Genomic DNA, 19435 nt, shown 5'->3' on the forward strand with positions numbered 1-19435 from the left:
CACGATTTATTCGGAATAAAGTTCCGGCAACTTTTTGATTAAACGATGAATTCCTTCATCCTATTTTTCAGAATTACGCTGAGCAAAGATCAAAATCTTTTTTAAGTCGTTTCGACAGGCTTCTGCCAGGTCAGGTAAAGCAATGGCTTTCTTTAATAAGTCAATATTGTTGCGATCAGTCATCAACAAAGAGAATACAGTTGCCAATGACAAACTATCCTGGGCGCTTTCTTCCAACTGCATCTGATCACCTACCGAAACACTCCCACATTTCAAAACTCGAACATAAACTCCCGGATAAGGTTCCTGCTGAAACTCATGTACAATCTGTTGTGTTCCAAAACGGAACCCCAGCTTAAAGCATGGCTGCCGAGGCTGAGTAATTTGCACAAGGGCTTCTCCCAAACGATAAACATCCCCAATATTCATTTCCGACTCGTTGATTCCGGCAATCGTCAAGTTTTCTCCAAACATACCCCACTGCCAGTCCAAATCAGGATACCGCTGCTTCCAAAACTCGTAATGCTCCACACCGTAGATGTAGCAAGCCTTATCCACACCGCCATGATACCGACGATCAATAACATGATCATGCCGAACATCTTCGGCTTCCAGCAGCAACGGTTGGGAAACCGGGTATTTAAATACCCCTGTTTGAATTGTCTTTCCTCTCCAGACAACCTCAACCGGATCTCCCAGGTTTGTACTAATAACTTTCATCTGTTTAAAATTCTCGTGTGGGTAGATTAGAATGAAGGAAATCTACTCTCGTCTCATTCATCATAAACTCGTTTAACACGCCCCACTTCCCCTGTTTCCAAACGGACTTTTATCCCGTGGGGATGGGTGGAAGACTTCGTTAAAATTCGCTCGACATAACCATCTGTCAACTCTCCTGTTCGCTGGTGGTGTTTCTCAACAATCTCAACATGAGACCCCACAGCTATGCTATTTCTTTTTGTTCCATTCATTATAAACTCGAAGAAACAATTATTTCTTCATTTAATAAAGAAATGTAACTTCAAACTTTTTATAAAAGATGTTTTGAATTAAACTTTTAATATTTCAAGATGTTTTTATCTTTATCGAAAAATAAGAAGAAAAAATGATTGATTCCATCCAATAAAACGCCTTAAATTCTATGCAAGAACAGTCAAAATCGTGGAAGTTTACAAACGAAAAAAGCCCGAAAAAGGGAGACTCTAAAAAGCCGGATCCGATTGAGTTAGAGAGCTGCCCAAACAATGGAACAAGCTGTAAAGATCAACGTGCAGAAATCAATAACCGTCTGCTTACTTCTTATGAATACTTCACAAACAAGCAATACCATCAATCCATTGATGAGTTAAAGTTTGCTTTCGAACAAGCCAATCAGCTAAATGAAGGAACCTGCTTATCCTGCGCTGGACTTTTTCGACTTCGGATAATGCAATCATTAGAACATATTCATGGGGAACTACAAAACAGGTCGAGTAGCTTATTCCGATCGAAACAGTACAAACCCAGCTACGAATATGCACACACTGTTATTCAAGAGTTTAAACGACAGTTATAAAAAAGACATTCCGTACAATAATACAACCGAGGCCCTAAGCGATTTAGGGCCTTTCTTTATTTAAAGAAAAATTATCCGCAGGTGATACGATAAGAGCACTCCTAAAAAATAGGTTTTAAAACATACCTTTACTTTCTTTCAAAATAATTAACTACTTTCAAGTCGTAATTAGGTTTTACAAGGGACATTTTAATTTATTCCGATTCGTGGGAAGATGATTTAGTGAGCAATTAAAAACTGGAATAATGAAAGATATGAAGGGATGGATTTTTTCGCGACTAAAAGGAAATCGCGAGCTAAGAGACAAGTATGAACCTATTCAGTTTGTAAGCTGCCCTTTCAACGGGAGCAAGTGCCAAAAGGAACGCGCAATCATCAATAAGCGTTTAGCCAATTCTTTCCAATTTTTCTCCGACAGACAATACGACGATTCCATTGATGAGCTTCGGTATGCTTTTCAGGAGACAACTGATATAAGCGGATCTCCCTGCACGCAATGTGCCCAGCTTTTCAGAACAAGAATTACCCAGTCGATGGAGCAAATACATGGAGAATTGCAACATATGACAACCGGCTTTTTTCGTTGGGATCAGTACAAGCCCAGCTATGAATTTGCTGACAATGTAATCAGCGATTTCAAGCAAAGAATATAAGCATTCGCTCTCAGCATTACTCAGCATCTTAGGACACGTTAATTGTAAAATCATTTTTTGATAAGAAGAATAGATTCAATAACTTCATCTGTCATAAAACCAACAACAGATGAAGCAATTAATCTCTTTCTTCTCCATCCTTTTCTTAACCTTAATGGTCAATGGACAAGACCGAATTACCGGTCTGAACTTTGCCACCAGAAGTGAAGTTATCGCTCAAAATGGAATGGCATGTACCAGCCAGCCACTAGCCACGCAAATAGCCATCGATATTTTAAAACAAGGCGGGAATGCAATTGATGCAGCCATTGCAGCAAATGCCGCCTTAGGGCTTATGGAACCCACGGGAAATGGGATTGGAGGAGATTTGTTTGCCATTGTTTGGGATGCAAAAACACAAAAGCTTTATGGGCTCAATGCCAGTGGACGCTCTCCATATTCGCTAACTCTCGATTATTTTAAATCCAATGGTATCAAAAAAATCCCAGCCTTGGGCCCCCTTCCTGTATCGGTTCCGGGATGTGTCGACGGATGGTTTGAGCTACACAATCGGTTTGGCTCCATGCCCATGTCTCAAATTCTCGCCCCGGCCATTGAGTATGCCAGAAAAGGGTTTCCGGTTTCAGAACTGATTGCTTACTATTGGCAGCGCAATGCCACTCCTCTGAAAGCTTATCCAGGCTTTTCCGAAGTTTTCATGCCCAACGGAAAAGCACCTCAAAAAGGGGAAATTTTCCGAAATCCCTACTTGGCAAATACGTTAGAGCAAATTGCCAATGAAGGACGCGATGTTTTCTACAAGGGTGAAATCGCCCAAACAATTGCTGCCTACATGCAAGAACAGGGAGGTTTCCTCTCCTTAAAAGATTTGGCTGACCATCATTCCGAGTGGGTGGAGCCAATTAGCACCAATTACAGAGGGTATGATGTCTGGGAACTGCCTCCCAACGGGCAAGGCACTGCGGTTCTTCAGATGCTCAACATTCTTGAATCCGAAAACATTGCTCAGATGGGATTTGGCTCATCGGAATACATGCATTTGTTTATTGAAGCCAAAAAGCTAGCCTTCGAAGATCGGGCAGAGTATTATGCTGATCCTGCTTTTAGCCAGTTGCCAATCCACGAACTCATTGACAAATCATATGCGCTCGAAAGAAAAACACTGATCAATCTCAAGAAAGCCGGTAAAAGTTACCCGGCAGGAGAACTGGAACAGGGAAATACCATTTACCTGACAACAGCTGATCATGAAGGCAACATGGTATCACTCATTCAGAGTAACTACCGAGGAATGGGGTCGGGAATGACTCCGGGAAAACTAGGGTTCATCCTGCAAGATCGCGGCGAACTCTTTTCCTTACAAGAAGGGCATCACAATGTTTACGAGCCACATAAACGTCCTTTCCACACCATCATTCCCGCATTCATCAGTAAAGACGGAAAACCTTGGGTTAGTTTTGGGCTGATGGGAGGTGCTATGCAGCCTCAAGGCCATGTGCAAATTGTTTGCAACCTCATTGACTTTGGCATGAACCTGCAAGAAGCCGGAGACGCTCCACGTGTTCGACATGAAGGTTCGAGTCAACCAACTGGTGAGCACATGAACGATGGAGGAACCGTTTTTCTCGAAAGCGGCTTTGACTATCAAAGTATCCGTGCACTACTCAGCAAAGGGCACAAAATTCAATACTCCAAAGGAGCTTATGGTGGCTACCAGGCCATCCGGTGGGATGCGACCAATAAAGTTTACTTTGGTGCCTCTGAATCGCGCAAAGATGGACAAGCAGCTGGCTATTAACAGCAACAAGTAAGCAATATCTAGAAAAAAGGGAAATAACTATTTACTTCAATTCTTCTGAACTTAAACACCCTGTAGTTGTTCCTCTTCCATAAATTCAGCTTCTTTGTATTTCGAAATCATAAACGTAGAAAGCTATAATTTCGATTTCACCTTTTCCAATGCCCAACAAAAGCAGGGAGTAAAAACAGATAACATGCAAACACCCCGCACAAGTACAGACATACAAAAACGGTGGTTATTAATAGCCGGAATCATCTTCTTGGCATTCAACTTACGCCCGGCAATAACCTCTGTGGGGCCATTGGTTCGAAACATCCAGGAAAGTCTTGGCATCAATAATCTGGAAGCCGGATTTTTAACCACAATTCCGCTGATTGCATTTGCTGTTCTTTCTCCTTTAGTGACGCTGTTCAGTCGAAGATGGGGAAATGAAAAGACACTGTTCATCGCGATGTTAGTGCTTACTGTTGGCATTCTAATTCGTTACAACGATAACCTGCTTGTTCTTTACTTCGGAACCTTAGTGGTTGGTTCAGGAATTGCCATCATGAACGTATTACTGCCGAGTGTTATTAAGTCGGACTTCCCCAAACGCATTGGAATTATGACCAGCGTTTATACAACGGCGATGTGTGCTATGGCTGGATTAGCTTCAGGGGTAAGTATTCCGCTAGCCGAGGGAGCTGGTTTGGGGTGGCAGAAAACACTTGTTTTCTGGGGACTTTTAGCCTTTGTGGGCTTGTTGCTTTGGCTACCTCAGTTGAAACAAAATCACCGAGATACAGCGATCGGAAACTCCGCCCCTCACCCATCCATCTGGAAATCGCGAACCGCGTGGCATATCAGCGTATTCATGGGACTACAGTCCTTTGTTTTCTATTGCATTATTGCTTGGCTGCCCGCCATGTTGATCGCACGAGGAATGAGCGAGCAAACCGCTGGTTGGATGTTACTTTTTGTACAGATCATTGGCTTGCCGGCCACCTTTTTTGCACCAATCATTGCTGCCCGACTTAAAAGGATGTGGCTCTCAATTGGTTTTCTAGGATTACTCAACTTATTGGGTTTCTCAGGCCTATTGTTCCTTGAGCAAACTGGCTTCCTGATTAGTTCCATCGCCCTAATGGGAATAGCCACTGGAGGAAGTATTAGCCTGGCTTACATGATCATCAGCTCCAAGGCCAAAGATCACCAGCAAGCCGCAGAGCTCTCGGGCATGGCTCAAGCAATTGGATATTCCCTGGCAGCACTTGGCCCAGCAATACTCGGCTTTGTTTTCGACCAGACTGCGCTTTGGCTTTATCCAATTCTCATCATCCACCTGGCCAATATTCTTATGACCGGATACGGTATAAGCTCCATGCGCAAAAAAGCCCGACTCAACTAACCACCATACTTACATTCACAGACAAAAGCTTTAATAAAGATCGGTATGCCAACGTCCTTCCTCTTTTAGCTGTTCGAGGGCGGTCTTTGCCTCGGTTTCACTCAAACTTCCGGCGTTCATCATCACCTTACGAATCGCCTGTTCAACTTCGCGCCCCATGGCAAGACCTCCGCATAAATAAATATGAGCTCCTCGGTTCAGCCAATTCTGGAACTCCTCTCCCTGCTGCAAAATCTGATGCTGAACATAGAATTTCTCATCCTGATCGCGGGAAAAAGCCAAATCCATTCTTTTCAGGGTTCCTTTTCCCAACCATTCAGCCCATTCATCCCGATAGTAGAAATTGTGCTGACGATGCTTCTCCCCAAAAACCAACCAGTTCTCAGGCTGCACTTTCTGAGCTTCCCACTCCTGCAAAAAGGCACGAAATGGGGCAATCCCAGTTCCTGCGGAAATCATAATCACGGGAGTGGAACCTTGCGGAAGATGAAACCCTTCGTTGGGAATTAACTGCATCCTTACCCGATCACCAACATTTAGTTGCCCCCCCAAAAAGGAAGAACAGGTCCCATAACGCTCACTTCCAAGAACCGAAGGGCCAATCATTCGAACAATTAAATGAAGCTCACCGGGAGTTTGGAGTTCACTGGAAGCAATTGAGTAAAAGCGAACTTGTAGCTTTTGTAAAATAGCAATCAATGCTTCAGCGGAAACAGAAGCGGGAAAGTCTTCCAATAAATCATTCACATTGCGCTTATCCAAATAGGAGAATAAGGCCTGCTGATCGTCCAGCAACTGTCCGAGCTCCATATTTCCCGTCAACTTTTGGTAACGCCCAAGCAACTTCTTGCTTAATCGGGTCAGTTCTACCTGATACTTCAATACATCGTATAAAGGCAGTCGTTTTTCATTAAAAACTACCTGAGTATTGCCATCTGCTTTTAACAGATGAATCAACTTATTGACGATCTCCTCATGATTCTCAGGAACCAAGCTTACTGAATCTCCTGGTCGATACGGAAAGTCAGCCGCATTCATCGACAAGGCAATATGAAAGGTTTCCTCCTCTTGTCCTTCATTTAATGCATAACGCTCCTTAACGGTCGCTTCAACCCCAGACTCAGGCTGATCATCCAGCTCAAAATCAATTGTCTTTTCTTTGCCATTCTTTTGATAAGCTGAAAGCACGCCCTCCAACCACTTAGCGGCAGGCCGTTGAAACTCGACATCGCAATCGGTGCGCTGCATTAAGCGGCTTGCCCCCAACTCATTCAAGCGGGCATCCACTTCCTTCCCAACTTTACAGAAATGCTCGTAGCTACTGTCTCCCATTGCACAAACGGCATATTTTAGCTTTCCCAGCTGGGGAGCCTCTCCAGATAGCAGATACTTGTGAAACTTTCGGGCAGCATCAGGAGGATCTCCTTCGCCATGGGTACTCACCACAACCAGCAAGTGGCTTTCCTCTTTCAGTTGTTCCAATGGGTAGCGGCTCATATTAACAGCCCGAACAGCCAGGTCCCTTTTCTCGAGGTACTTTTTGGCTTTTTGTGCAATAAAGGCTGAATTGCCAGACTGCCCTCCGTAAAGCAAGGTAATCATCCCCGGCTCCAGTGCAGCCTTCTTTCGTATTCGTTTGATTATAGATGTAAACATGATCTTTAAATTGAAGGTAAACAAGCATTTTACCAGTTTGTTCCAGAACACCTCTTTTAAATAAAATCCTGACGCAGCTTCCGCTTTTTCCACCACATCAAAAAACCAGTTACTGGTAAAGAAGCACAAAACAAGCTGACCAGAAACGCCAATATCTTTCCGGGCATCCCCAAAATTGCTCCCACATGAATGTCATAGTTTGCAGTAATCAGCTTTTCACCAAAGTTCTTGTCCTCGTGCTTTTTTAATCGAAGGAGTTCTCCGGTATATTGATCGAATAACAATTCTGCCGACCGATAATAAACGCCTTCTTTTTCCCGAACATAAATGCGCAAGGGATCGGCTGCCTCCCTGGGTGGGGAAATCCGAAATCCAGCAGCATGAGGAAATTCCTCTCGCGCTTTTTCCAATGCAAGCTCCATTGGGGTTTCATGGGCACTCTCACCGACCACAGAATTCGCAACTAATGGCTCTGGAGCGGTGGCCGTACCGGCAGCTAAAACATACACAAATGCTTTAAACCACTTAAACGACCAAACCATACCTGTTAACGCAATGATCAGCCCAAAAAACAAACTATAAAAGCCCAATACATTATGAAGGTCGTAGTTTTTCCGGTAGGCAGTTGTCTTCTTCCGCCAGCTAATCCAGAACCGATTGTTTGCTTTTTTCAAACTTTTAGGCCACCAGAGCACCAAGCCCGTTATCAGCAAAATGACAAAGATAAATGTGCTCCAACCAACAATCGGCTGTCCTATTGGAGTTCTCAGCAGCAGGCTCCAGTGCAAAAACTTCACCACACTGAAAAAATCCTTTTCTTCATCATAACTACCAGCAATTTCACCGGTGTAGGGATTGATATACACCGATTCATAATGCTCAATCATTCCAAAATAAGTCAGCTTCTCAGGATTGGATTTATACGTATAAAATACCCAGTTTTTTGATGGATTACGATACAGGTTAGCCCATCCGATGGCTTTATCTTCACCAAAATACCGAGCCGCTTTACCCCATAGTTCTTCTAAAGGCAAATGCTCCTGTTTCGGCCCCTCATTCCAAATAGCCTGCTTACGCAATTGCCCTTGAATCTCGTTGTTGAACACATATAAACATCCGGTAACCGAAACAATAAAAACGATGATTCCGGAAGCCAGCCCCAACCACAAATGAACTTTTCGTATCAGATTTTTAATCATGATATAATCAGCTAAACACCAACAACGGCCTCCAACATAAGCATGTCAAAGGCCTGTTATTGGAATGAATTAAAATTTATAAGTCATATTCAACCGGAAATTCGTTCCAGGCTCAGCTTGCCAATACACATAACTAGCATAAGCACTCCCGGAAAACAGGTAGTCATTCAAGAGGTTATTGACATTCAAGCCAATTGAAAAATCATCATTTTTCCAACTAATAGCACCATCCAAGCGAAAGTAGTCCGGCAAGATCGCCTCGTTATCAGCCCCCCAGCTCCACGAAGAGCGATCAAGCTGATACTGATACCCCAACGAGAGCCCCAAACCTTTAAACCCATGATTTTTGAATTGATATTTCAGCCATCCGTTGGTCATGTGTTTGGCGTGACCCGACAAGCGTGTTCCAACAACAGCCGGATTATTATCTTTCGTAACTTTCACATCCGTATTGGCATAGTTCAAAATCAAATTTAAACCTCTGGCAATTTCTCCCTGCAGGTCAAACTCGATCCCCTTGGACTGCGCCTCTCCCAACTGAACTTTAAAATTAATGTCCTCCGGATCAGTCGTTAAAATATTCTCTTTGGTGATTTGATAAACGGTTAACGAAGAATTCCAACGCCCATCAGCCCACTTCCGCTTAATTCCTGCCTCGATATCAACGCCATCCACAGGCTCGAATGCGCGCCCTTGCTTATCGGCTCCTGACTGAGGCAAAAACGATTGATCATACAAAGCGTACACCGATGTGTTTTTATCCAAGGAATAACTCACTCCAACCCGCGGCGTAAAAACAGCATCGTCGGTTGTCGCCCCGTAAACTGCAGATCGATAGGTTGTATACCTTCCAGCGAGCGTTAAGCGTAAGCGATTTTCGAAAAGCGCCAGCTCATCCTGCAGGTAAAGTGCCGAATAGCGCGTACTTTGATTAGCCAGATAAATTCCGTAAGCCCGCTTTCGAATACTTTCAGTTCGGTCGAAAACCGGAATCGCATCGGATGGCACCTGATGAACGGGGTTCTCATAAGCCAACGGATTACCTTCGCCTCCTAATGGCCCTTTTTGGAACCAGTCGGCATAATAGGTCTTATTCCCCAGGTCCACACCTGCTAAAATTCGATGTTCAATGTTTCCAGTCTGCAAGTTCCCCTGCACAAAAGCCTGCCCTAATTCCGCACGACTCGTGGCATCCCAAATACTAAGACTTCGGTAGACTCCATCCGTAGTTACCGAATCAGCCCAAAGCGAACTTCCCTCCTGCAGGTAATCGAGAAAACCAGCTTGCGCTGTCAGTTTCCAATTCGAATTCAACCAATGTTCCACTTTTAAGAAAGCATTATGCTCACGAATCGTTGTTGGATCGATATTGGGTTCTCCCAAGGTGTAACTACGCGGTAAACTTTTGAACCCGCCTGTAGAGAACACATAGGCCGCTCCTACCACCGACAACTCAGCATGTTGATATAAATACTCTGCCGTCAGGCTGGTCCGGTCATTCAGGCGATATTCAATTACAGGCGCAAAAGTATACCGGTTTGTATATTCATAATCACGATGCGACTGCTTGGTTGATCCCATCAGGTTGAGACGATACCGCAAGTTTCCGGTTTTATTCAGCACCCCACCCAAGTCTGCAGTCGCCCGAAGCGTATTAAAAGATCCCATGGTCATGGACACCTCGTTGTCAGCATTAGGGTCTGGCTTTTTCGTCACCACATTATAAAAGCCACCAGGCTCCCCCGACGAGAGCATAAATCCGGCAGGCCCTTTTACAAACTCAACGCGCTCTACCACCGACATGTCTTCGGTCAGTGGCCCCCATGGCAAATCAACATTCAATCCATTTCGAAAGGCTGGCAACTTAAACCCTCGCATATTAATTCGTGCAAAAGTCCCCCAATGCTCAATCATCATTGCACCACTGGTATTCCGACTAACTTGCTCGAGCATATCAACGGCCTGCTGATCGACCAACAGATCTTTGGTAACAACCTGAATATTTTGCGGAGTCTCCAATATAGAACTCGGAAGCTTTAATGCCGGGGAAAGCTCATCTCCCAAATAATTGGAGTATGAAGCTCCCGTTACCACGACCTCCTCCAATCGCTGATGATCTTCTTCCATTTCAATTATTGGCACCACCGTTTCTTCTCCGGCTTTTACCACAACATCCAGACGTTCTGTTTTTAAGCCGATAAAAGAAGCAACTAAGTGATAATTTCCCGAGGGAATATTGGTGAGTTTATAATAGCCGTCTGTCGTCGTCAAGGTTCCTTTCGGAGTTCCTTCTAGTGCTATATTTACAAGTGCCTCCCCCGCTTCTTCCGGGGTAATAACACGACCGGTTAACAAGCCAGTTTGGGCATAAACATCCCAAGTAGCCACAAAAAGGACTACCAACAAAGTCAATCGTTTCATCATAATACGTGTTTCTTAGATCTTGAATTTCGATGACAAAAATACCAGCCGTCAGCACTCCTGACAATCCCAAGTTCTTGTGATATTGGCATGGGGCCGAGAGCAAAGGGCGAAGAGCAGAGAGTCAGTTCATAATTTCTTCAAAATGAATAGGGTTTCCAATTATTTAACATTTGTTTTCCTTCCTCTGCAGCCAACTTTCAAAAGCAGTCATCCACTTCATAATTTCTATTTTCAATAAAAATTGAACGACAAAAAAATAAATCATAAAAATGCTCGTTCGTAAAGCGAACACGGCACTTCATCCAGAAAAAGTGTCGATTCATCAAATTTTACAAAAAGATGATCGATCTTTTTAAAAATTGAGTAATTTTGCTACTCAATCTATCATTGAACCATTTTAGCATCTTTCGATTCGGAATTGGTTCTTTTTTATTGCCTCTACTTAGTCTTTTGTGGGACTGAGGAGGCGGAGCTGTGAAAAGCCAACAACAAACAAAACCATCTTAATCACTGATCACTAACAATCATCTTTTTAACTTAACCAATATGCTTGATGCATTAATCACATCTAAAACACGAATAAAAATCCTACTGAAGTTCTTCTTAAATAAGGACAATAAAAGTTATTTAAGAAGCTTGGAACAAGAGTTTGGCGAATCTTCCAATGCCATCCGAATTGAGCTCAACCGTTTTGAAGAAGCGGGCCTACTCAAAAGTCATCTGGAAGGAAACAAAAAGTATTATCAAGCGAATATCAGCCATCCCCTGTTTAGTGAGATTCACAGCATCATCATCAAGATGATTGGCATCGACAAAATCATTGAGAACATTGCCCAACGACTTAAGCAAGTGGACGCTGCTTACCTCGCTGGAAATTTCGCCCAAGGACTTGATTCCAGAATCATTGACATCATTCTTGTAGGAGAAGAAATTGACGGAAAATTAATTAATCAATATATTCAAAAGGCAGAAAAACTAATCAACAGAAAAATTCGTTACATTCACATTAAACAACGTGAGATGAATGAATATTTTGCCAATACACCAACCCTTCTTATTTGGACCAATGAAAAATAAACGAGATACAATTCTTAAGTATATTCAACCAATAACAAGTATGAGGATTTTTTACAAGAAAAGCTGGCTTCTACTGCTCGTGCTGGTAGTCTTTCAGGCAGTCGCTATTGCCCAGAATCCATCCGATGTTAATGTAAGCAAATTAAGCGACCAGCAGATACAACAAGCCTTAATGGAGATGCAAAAGCGAGGTTTAACCATGGAGCAAGCGGCAGCTTTAGCTCGTGCACGTGGTGCTACGCCTGCTCAGATTAGCCAATTTCAACAACGGGCATTAACGCTTCAAGCCGGAGGTTCCCAGACTGGAGCCACATCCAGCGTAAGCCCACAGTTAGGAGGTTCTTCCATGAACATGGCTGCCCTTCAACAGTTCGCCTTAAGCCCTAAAGCTGTTGTCGAAGTGTCAGAAAAGGCCAAAAAAATATTTGGATACACCTTATTTAACTCCAACAACCTGTCCTTTGAACCTGCGATTAATATTCCAGTTCCCAATGACTACGTTTTGGGAATCAATGACGAATTGCAGATCAACATTTGGGGTGCCAGTCAACAGACCTACCGGTTGCTGGTGGATGCCAATGGAAGCATTCAGATTCCAGACTTAGGCCCCGTGTTTGTTTCCGGGCTCAATTTTGAACAAGCACAACAACGAATTAAAAATCGGCTGGTGGAAATCTATAGCGGCATGTCTGGAGATAATCCCAATACCTTTGCTGCAGTAAGCATCAGCAACCTTCGGTCCATCAAAGTCAATGTTGTTGGTGAAGTTAATGCCCCGGGCACCTATACCCTTCCTGCGACGGCTTCAGCCTTTAATGCCTTATACTTATCCGGAGGGCCTAATGAAAATGGCTCTTTCCGAAAAATCAAGGTGATCCGTCAAAATAAAGAAATTGCGGAGATTGATGTGTACGACTTCTTGCTTCATGCCAACACGGCGGACAATGTGGTCCTGCGCGAACAGGACATGCTCTTCATTCCAACCTATTCGAAACGTGTAGCTGCTTTTGGTGCGTTCAAACGTGAAGGCTACTATGAACTTCTGGAGAACGAAACACTGGAAGACCTGATTGATTACAGTGGCGGGTTTTCTGACAGAGCTTTCCAAGAGCGCTTGACCATTACGCGCACAACAGGAAAACAACTCAAAGTACTCGATATTACGCAGGATAAATTTCAAAACTTCCTACCTTTTAATGGCGACTCCATTGTTGCTGGAAAAATTATTGGTCGTTTTGAAAACCGGGTAAGTATCCGCGGTGCTGTGTTCCGTCCGGGGACCTATGCATTAACCGATGGCTTAAAGTTATCTGATCTTATTCGTAAAGCCGAAGGCGTAAAAGAGAATGTCTTTGAGAATCGCGGGTTGATCATTCGTCAAGGTGAAGACCTTAGCCCTACGACCATTCCTTTCGATGTGACTGAAATCCTTAATGGTCAAACAGACATCGCCTTAAAACGGGAGGATCAAGTCATCATACAAGATATTTTCAGCATGCGCGAAAAGCGGTTTGTCCGCATCTTTGGAGAAGTACAAAAACCAGGAGAATACAGTTTCCAAGAAGACATGACCCTTAAAGATCTGATTTTCCAGGCAGGAGGTTTTACCGAAGCAGCCAGCGAATCGGTCATTGAACTCGCCAGAAGACATGACTATCAAGCTGCAGCCGAAGTGTCTGATGAACTGGGTAGCTTGCACCAATTCACCATCGACCGCAGCCTCAAACTGCAAACCGATGACGCGCAATTTTCGCTCAAGCCTTACGATTACATCTATGTTCGTCAGGCTCCTTCCTACAAAACACAACGCACCGTAAGCATTGGCGGTGAAATTGTTTATCCTGGGCCTTATAGCATCGGCAAAAAGACCGAGCGAATTTCCGACCTTATTGCAAGAGCGGGAGGATTAACGCCGCAGGCTTATGCCAAGGGGGCTATTCTTAAACGGAAAAACCAACATCGGGAAATTGTCAAAGAATCATTGAATTCGGCAGTGGACGACAGCTTATTAAGCAAAGCAGAAAAACAGTTGGAAGGCTATAGCAAACTTGAGTTACGCTTGGATGACATCCTGCAAAGTCCAGGCTCCATCTATGACTATATGCTACGCGAGGGCGACCAAATTATTATACCAGAAGTGGTTCAGGAGATTATGGTTTCGGGAGAAGTACTTAACCCCATGGGCTTGGCTTACCAACCCAACCGATCATTAAGGTACTATATTGAACGCTCCGGAGGTTTTAGCCCCAACGCAAAAAAAGGGAAGGTCTTTATCATCTACAGCGATGGCACAACCAAAATCACAAAAGGGGTGTTTAACCGTGACTTTCCGGCTCCGGAACCCGGCTGTCAAATCATCGTACCATCCAAACCAGAACGGCCAGGTGGCGACCAGACCTCCAAATGGTTAGCCATCGCAGGAACCTTCTCATCCATCGCTGTCGCCATTGCTGCGGTATTTCGATAATGAGTGGTCAATGATCGTTGGTAAGTGAACTGAAAACTTTGAACTGCAAACTTTGAACGGATATTCATCTATGACAACAAATCAAGAACAACAAGCTATAAAAACGTCATCCTCACAAGAAGAAGAAATCGATTTAATCGCCCTAAGCAAAGAGCTTTGGGATGGACGAAAAACAATCATCAAATGGGTCCTTGGCGGAATACTAATCGGCTTAGTTATTGCCCTCCTTTCTCCAAAAGAATTTACCGTAACAAGTACCATGGTTCCCCAAAGTGCTCAGTCTAGAACAGGCAATATGAGCGGTTTATCCTCTCTGGCGGCCATGGCAGGCGTCAATCTATCTGCAGGATCAGGAGGAGAAAGTCTCTCCCCCATGGTTTACCCAAAAATCGTGCAGTCGGCACCCTTTTTGCTCGAACTCATGGATACCCCTTTTCAGATGGAGGAAGCCAACCAACCCTTTAGTTTATACACGTATTACACCGAATACAAGAAACCGGGTGTATTGGGAGCAATCAAAAAATATACCATTGGTTTACCGGAAGTTATCCTTAAAGCAATTCGCAAATCAGAAGAAGCAACTGTAACAGGTAATGCAAACAGTTTGCTTCGGTTAAGTCCAGAGCAATATGAGGTGGCAAAAGCATTGCAACAAAAGGTCAATGTAAATATAAATGATAAAGAAGGAACGATAGTTCTTTCCGTAAGCTTACATGATCCAATACTAACAGCTCAAGTAGCCAATAAAGCCCAGCAGATGCTTCAACGCTACATCACCACTTACCGGATTCAGAAAGCGCAAGAGCAATTAGGCTTCGTTCAGGCACGTTACGAAGAAAAGAAGGCCGAATTTATGGGAATTCAAGATAAGCTGGCTCTTTTTCGCGACCGCAATAAGAACGTCTCTTCGGCGATTGCCCAAACCGAGGAACAACGCTTACAAAGCGAGTACAACATGGCCTTTTCTGTTTACTCCGAACTAGCGAAACAATTGGAACAAGCTCAAATCAAAGTCAAAGAAGATACGCCGGTCTTGACAATAATCGAACCGGTTCAGGTGCCTTTGGAGAAATCCAGTCCCAACCGGCCAATGATTTTAATTATCTGGACCTTTCTGGGCGGAATCATTGGTGTAAGCACCATCTTTGGCAAACAATTTCTGGCAACCGTTCAAGAGCGCTGGCGGGAGACAGACAAGCCCGAAGAGCTGCAAACAAAGAGCTAGAAGAAACGGGAGACAGGAAACCGATAATAAATCCTAACAAAAAACTAAGAACTTAGGAACTCAGGAACTAGACATTTAGTAACTAGATAGTTAATAACTAATAATTGATAATCACATAACACGAACACATATGTTTCCAACTGAAATCAAAAAAATTGCATGTATTGGTGCTGGTTACGTAGGTGGCCCCACCATGGCCGTTATTGCTCAGCAATGTCCACATATCCAAGTAACCGTTGTTGATATTAACCCACAGCGGATTGCGGATTGGAATGACGAAGACCTCTCTAAACTTCCTGTTTACGAACCAGGACTTCCAGAGGTGGTCGCTGAAGCTCGTGGCCGCAACCTATTCTTCTCAACCGATGTTGAAGGAGCCATCCGCGAGTCTGAAATGATTTTTATATCAGTCAACACACCCACCAAAACCTATGGTGTGGGCAAAGGCATGGCCGCCGACTTAAAATATGTTGAACTATGTGCTCGCCAAATTGCAGAAGTAGCGACAAGCAATAAAATTGTGGTGGAGAAATCAACCCTCCCCGTTCGTACAGCACAAGCCATACGCACCATCTTAGACAGTAGCTCCATCAATGGCGATACAGGCGCTTCCAATAAAAAAGCCCAATTTGCCGTACTGTCCAACCCTGAATTCCTGGCTGAAGGGACCGCAATTACAGACCTATTGCATGCCGACCGGGTTTTAATAGGCAGTGAAGACAGTGAAGGAGGTAAACAAGCAGAACAGGCTCTGGCGAATATTTACGCCAATTGGATTCCTCGTGAGCAAATTATCACCACCCGCATTTGGTCTTCGGAACTATCCAAACTAACAGCCAATGCCTTTCTTGCCCAACGCATTTCCAGCATCAACTCCATTTCAGCACTTTGCGAACGCACGGGAGCTGATGTTGATGAAGTAGCCCGTGCCATTGGAATGGACTCACGAATCGGGTCTAAGTTCCTAAAATCATCGGTTGGCTTTGGTGGTTCTTGCTTCCAAAAAGACATCTTAAACTTGGTTTACTTGTGTCGCCACTTCAACTTACCCGAAGTAGCTGATTACTGGGAACAAGTTGTCACTTTGAATGATTACCAAAAACATCGCTTTGCCAAACAAATCATTGACAGTCTATTTAATACCGTCTCTGGCAAAAAAATTAGCTTCCTGGGCTGGGCCTTCAAAAAAGACACCAACGACACCCGTGAATCTGCAGCCATTTATGTCGCTGATGAACTATTGCAGGACCGCGCCGAGATCCATGTTTACGATCCGAAAGTAAAAGCAGAGCAGATTTATGCCGACCTGGAGTATTTGCAAGCCAACCGTAGAAATACAACACAAGAAAACGGTCAGCTAAGCTCGGAAGAAATCCGCCAATTGGTCAACGTTCATCAATCTCCATTCGATGCCACACAGAATGCACACGCCATCGCGGTATTAACCGAGTGGGATGAGTTTAAAACTTATGACTGGCAAAAAATATACGATGGAATGCTGAAGCCCGCCTTCATATTTGACGGACGTAACATTTTAGATCGTGAAGCCTTGAAAGCCATTGGATTTGAATTGACTAGTATCGGGAAAGGATAATTGCGTCGGACAGGCCCGCCTTCATTTTTGACGGACGTAACATCTTGGATCGTGAAACTTTAAAAGCCATCGGCTTTGAGCTAACAAGTATTGGAAAAGGATAATAGTGGCCGGTGATGAGTGATGGGCGGTGAGTGAACGGTGATGGGTGATCAGCCTGCCGCAAACCTTTCAGCATCTCCAAAACCTGAAAGGTTTAAAACGCAAGCAAACAGTGAACTGGTGGTTGAGTGATAAGTAATTAAGTGAAAATGAAAAACCATAACCTTTCTAACATTCTAATTTCCCAACCTTCTAATCTTCCAAACACCTCCCCTCGCTTCTCGAAGAGAGGGGAAAAGCCTGCGAAGCTGACTTGGGGAGAGTTTCCTAGCTAAAAAATAATTCGAGTCAGTGCATGACCAAAACAGGATCAACAAACAAAACAGAACCACCTCGTCACCGATAAATCGGCGCCACTCCTCCTCGGAAAGGAGGAGAACCAACCGAGCTATTCTCCGTGATGGGTGATAAGTAGTCAGTGATCAGCCTGCCGCAATCCGTTCAGCGTCTCCAAGACCTGAAAGGTTTAAAACGCAAGCAAACAGTGAACTGGTGGTTGAGTGATTAGGTAATTAAGTGAAAACCATTCTAATCCTCTAATCTTCGCTGGCTTGGGGAGAGTTTCCAATCTTTTCCAAAGTTTGAAACTTTGGAAAAGATAAAACAAAAAACAACAGACCTCTAAAACAATTGACATGAAAGTACAATTCATCGGATTAGGCTATATCGGACTGCCAACCGCGGCAGTTGTTGCACAAAAGGGAATCCAGGTACACGGGGTTGATGTTAATCATCAAGTTGTTGAAACCATTAACCAAGGGAAAATCCATATCATCGAACCGGGACTAGAACAAGTCGTCAAAGAAGGCGTTGAAAAAGGTTGTTTTAAAGCCTCTAAAACACCGACCGAAGCAGATGTTCATCTAATCGTTGTTCCAACCCCTTTTAAAGGAAACCACGAACCGGACATTTCCTTTGTTGAAAGTGCCACAAAAACGATCCTCCCCCTCCTTAAAGCTGGTGATACGTTTATTATCGAATCCACTTCACCAGTCGGAACCACGGAGAAAATGGCCAAACTCATTTTTGATGAGCGTCCTGAATTGCAAGGTCAATTAGCCATTGCCTACTGCCCTGAACGCGTATTACCCGGAAATGTACTCCACGAACTCATTCACAACGACCGCGTCATTGGGGGAATCGATTCGGAATCAACGCAACAAGCCTGTAATTTCTATCAAACCTTCGTTCAGGGAGAGTTGCATCCAACCAATGCACGTACCGCTGAGATGTGCAAACTCACCGAAAACTCATCGCGCGATGTACAAATTGCCTTCGCTAATGAATTGTCTTTAATATGTGATAAAGCCGGAGTCAATGTCTGGGAATTAATCGAGTTAGCGAATAAGCACCCCCGGGTTAACATTCTTCAGCCCGGAGCAGGTGTTGGTGGCCATTGTATTGCTGTTGACCCCTACTTTATTGTTTCCGATTATCCCATGGAATCGCAAATTATTGGGAAAGCACGCGAAATCAATAACTATAAATCGTTTTGGTGTGCTGAAAAGATTCGCACAGCCATGCTGGAATTTGAATTGAAGAACGGCCGGAAAGCCACCACGGCCATTATGGGCCTGGCCTTTAAACCGAATATTGACGATTTGCGCGAAAGTCCCGCAAAGTACATCGCCCAAAAAGTTATGCAAAGTGAGCAAAACAACTTTCTCGTAGTCGAGCCCAATATCAGCGAACACAGCGTGTTCAAGCTTACCAACTACCAGGAAGCCTACGAAAAGGCAGATATCATTGCGTTCCTCGTTGCCCACGATGAATTCAAAACCCTTGACTACAAAGACGATAAAGTGATCTTAGACTTCGCCGGAGTATTTCGGAAATAGAGAACAGTGGGGAGTAAGCAATAATTAAGTGATTAGGTGGTTAAGTGATTAAGTGGAAACGAAAGCCGAAGCCAATAACCACTCTGACCTTCTGATCTTCCAAACGCCTCCCCTCGCTTTTCGAAGAGAGGGGAAAAGCCTGCGAAGCTGGCTTGGAGTTGCTACATTTGATCGGACAATAAGTTAAGGTATGATTGGCCTTAAATTTTATCTTAGTATGATGAACAAGGCAAGAAGGACTTTTACAAGAGAATTTAAGCTTAACGCAGTTGAACTTAGTTACGAAAGAGGCAACATAGTAGAGCTAGCTAATGAGCTGAAGATCCGTCCAGAGTTAATTTATCGATGGCGTAGTGAGCTAGCCAGTTGTGAGGGAGCAAGTTTCCCGGGAAACGGTAATCCTAAATTAACAGAAGAACAAAGAGAGATTGCTCGTCTTCAAAAGGAATTGGCAGAC

The 19435-nt window shown here is 43.9% G+C and carries 15 protein-coding genes; 10 read left to right on the forward strand and 5 right to left on the reverse strand.

Annotation, left to right across the window (positions count from 1 at the left end; genetic code table 11):
- Positions 1 to 60: 60 nt before the first annotated feature.
- Entirely contained in the window at positions 61 to 720 is a 660-nt protein-coding gene (locus tag BM156_RS19365) for an MOSC domain-containing protein (protein WP_093921561.1), read from the reverse strand.
- Positions 721 to 773: 53 nt separating this feature from the next.
- A complete protein-coding gene (locus BM156_RS19370; RefSeq protein WP_093921562.1) occupies positions 774 to 971 on the reverse strand; it encodes a YwbE family protein in 198 nt (65 codons plus the stop codon).
- Positions 972 to 1141: 170 nt separating this feature from the next.
- Here BM156_RS19370 and BM156_RS19375 point away from each other — a divergent pair, with 170 nt between their 5' ends.
- The 4 genes from BM156_RS19375 (at position 1142) to BM156_RS19390 (ending at position 5396) form a co-directional block, all read left to right on the forward strand.
- Positions 1142 to 1555 (forward strand): hypothetical protein, encoded by a 414-nt coding sequence (locus BM156_RS19375; RefSeq protein WP_093921563.1) that lies wholly within the window; start codon positions 1142 to 1144, stop codon positions 1553 to 1555.
- Between the two features lie 245 nt (positions 1556 to 1800).
- Entirely contained in the window at positions 1801 to 2208 is a 408-nt protein-coding gene (locus BM156_RS19380; RefSeq protein WP_093921564.1) for a hypothetical protein, read from the forward strand.
- Between the two features lie 109 nt (positions 2209 to 2317).
- Positions 2318 to 4006 (forward strand): gamma-glutamyltransferase, encoded by a 1689-nt coding sequence (ggt, locus tag BM156_RS19385; RefSeq protein WP_093921565.1) that lies wholly within the window; start codon positions 2318 to 2320, stop codon positions 4004 to 4006.
- 106 nt (positions 4007 to 4112) lie between these two features.
- Positions 4113 to 5396, forward strand: coding sequence for a CynX/NimT family MFS transporter (locus BM156_RS19390; protein WP_093921566.1), 1284 nt, complete (start codon positions 4113 to 4115; stop codon positions 5394 to 5396).
- A 30-nt stretch (positions 5397 to 5426) separates the two neighbouring features.
- On the opposite strand, the gene BM156_RS19395 is transcribed toward BM156_RS19390, so the two are convergent.
- From BM156_RS19395 to BM156_RS19405, 3 genes are all read right to left on the reverse strand, one after another.
- Positions 5427 to 7052, reverse strand: a complete 1626-nt coding sequence (locus BM156_RS19395) for a diflavin oxidoreductase (RefSeq protein ID WP_139218340.1) — start codon at positions 7050 to 7052, stop codon at positions 5427 to 5429.
- 56 nt (positions 7053 to 7108) lie between these two features.
- Positions 7109 to 8251 carry a PepSY-associated TM helix domain-containing protein gene (locus BM156_RS19400; protein ID WP_093921568.1) on the reverse strand — a complete coding sequence of 381 codons (1143 nt, stop codon included), beginning with the start codon at positions 8249 to 8251 and terminating at the stop codon, positions 7109 to 7111.
- A gap of 69 nt (positions 8252 to 8320) precedes the next feature.
- Positions 8321 to 10675 carry a TonB-dependent receptor gene (locus tag BM156_RS19405; RefSeq protein ID WP_244525765.1) on the reverse strand — a complete coding sequence of 785 codons (2355 nt, stop codon included), beginning with the start codon at positions 10673 to 10675 and terminating at the stop codon, positions 8321 to 8323.
- A gap of 546 nt (positions 10676 to 11221) precedes the next feature.
- Between BM156_RS19405 and BM156_RS19410 the strand changes: the two genes are divergently transcribed.
- From BM156_RS19410 to BM156_RS19435, 6 genes are all read left to right on the forward strand, one after another.
- Positions 11222 to 11752, forward strand: coding sequence for a winged helix-turn-helix domain-containing protein (locus tag BM156_RS19410; protein WP_093921570.1), 531 nt, complete (start codon positions 11222 to 11224; stop codon positions 11750 to 11752).
- A 40-nt stretch (positions 11753 to 11792) separates the two neighbouring features.
- Positions 11793 to 14219, forward strand: a complete 2427-nt coding sequence (locus BM156_RS19415; protein WP_170847018.1) for a polysaccharide biosynthesis/export family protein — start codon at positions 11793 to 11795, stop codon at positions 14217 to 14219.
- Positions 14220 to 14289: 70 nt separating this feature from the next.
- Complete coding sequence (locus BM156_RS19420) at positions 14290 to 15444, forward strand: Wzz/FepE/Etk N-terminal domain-containing protein (protein ID WP_093921572.1); 1155 nt, start codon at positions 14290 to 14292, stop codon at positions 15442 to 15444.
- 130 nt (positions 15445 to 15574) lie between these two features.
- Complete coding sequence (locus tag BM156_RS19425; RefSeq protein WP_093921573.1) at positions 15575 to 17038, forward strand: UDP-glucose 6-dehydrogenase; 1464 nt, start codon at positions 15575 to 15577, stop codon at positions 17036 to 17038.
- A gap of 737 nt (positions 17039 to 17775) precedes the next feature.
- A complete protein-coding gene (gene wecC / locus BM156_RS19430) occupies positions 17776 to 18978 on the forward strand; it encodes a UDP-N-acetyl-D-mannosamine dehydrogenase (protein WP_093921574.1) in 1203 nt (400 codons plus the stop codon).
- Positions 18979 to 19195: 217 nt separating this feature from the next.
- The coding region (locus tag BM156_RS19435) for a transposase (RefSeq protein ID WP_170847019.1) at positions 19196 to 19435 on the forward strand (240 nt) is incomplete at its 3' end.

Source organism: Sunxiuqinia elliptica, assembly GCF_900113005.1.
Taxonomy (GTDB): domain Bacteria; phylum Bacteroidota; class Bacteroidia; order Bacteroidales; family Prolixibacteraceae; genus Sunxiuqinia; species Sunxiuqinia elliptica.

Excerpts from the sequence above, each read along its gene's own strand:
- BM156_RS19365 (WP_093921561.1), bottom strand. The coding sequence starts at position 720 with ATGAAAGTTATTAGTACAAACCTGGGAGATCCGGTTGAGGTTGTCTGG.
- BM156_RS19400 (WP_093921568.1), bottom strand. The coding sequence starts at position 8,251 with ATGATTAAAAATCTGATACGAAAAGTTCATTTGTGGTTGGGGCTGGCT.
- BM156_RS19405 (WP_244525765.1), bottom strand. The coding sequence starts at position 10,675 with ATGATGAAACGATTGACTTTGTTGGTAGTCCTTTTTGTGGCTACTTGG.
- ggt (WP_093921565.1), top strand. The coding sequence starts at position 2,318 with ATGAAGCAATTAATCTCTTTCTTCTCCATCCTTTTCTTAACCTTAATG.
- BM156_RS19395 (WP_139218340.1), bottom strand. The coding sequence starts at position 7,052 with ATGTTTACATCTATAATCAAACGAATACGAAAGAAGGCTGCACTGGAG.
- BM156_RS19410 (WP_093921570.1), top strand. The coding sequence starts at position 11,222 with ATGCTTGATGCATTAATCACATCTAAAACACGAATAAAAATCCTACTG.
- BM156_RS19415 (WP_170847018.1), top strand. The coding sequence starts at position 11,793 with ATGAGGATTTTTTACAAGAAAAGCTGGCTTCTACTGCTCGTGCTGGTA.
- BM156_RS19375 (WP_093921563.1), top strand. The coding sequence starts at position 1,142 with ATGCAAGAACAGTCAAAATCGTGGAAGTTTACAAACGAAAAAAGCCCG.
- wecC (WP_093921574.1), top strand. The coding sequence starts at position 17,776 with ATGAAAGTACAATTCATCGGATTAGGCTATATCGGACTGCCAACCGCG.
- BM156_RS19420 (WP_093921572.1), top strand. The coding sequence starts at position 14,290 with ATGACAACAAATCAAGAACAACAAGCTATAAAAACGTCATCCTCACAA.
- BM156_RS19370 (WP_093921562.1), bottom strand. The coding sequence starts at position 971 with ATGAATGGAACAAAAAGAAATAGCATAGCTGTGGGGTCTCATGTTGAG.
- BM156_RS19425 (WP_093921573.1), top strand. The coding sequence starts at position 15,575 with ATGTTTCCAACTGAAATCAAAAAAATTGCATGTATTGGTGCTGGTTAC.
- BM156_RS19380 (WP_093921564.1), top strand. The coding sequence starts at position 1,801 with ATGAAAGATATGAAGGGATGGATTTTTTCGCGACTAAAAGGAAATCGC.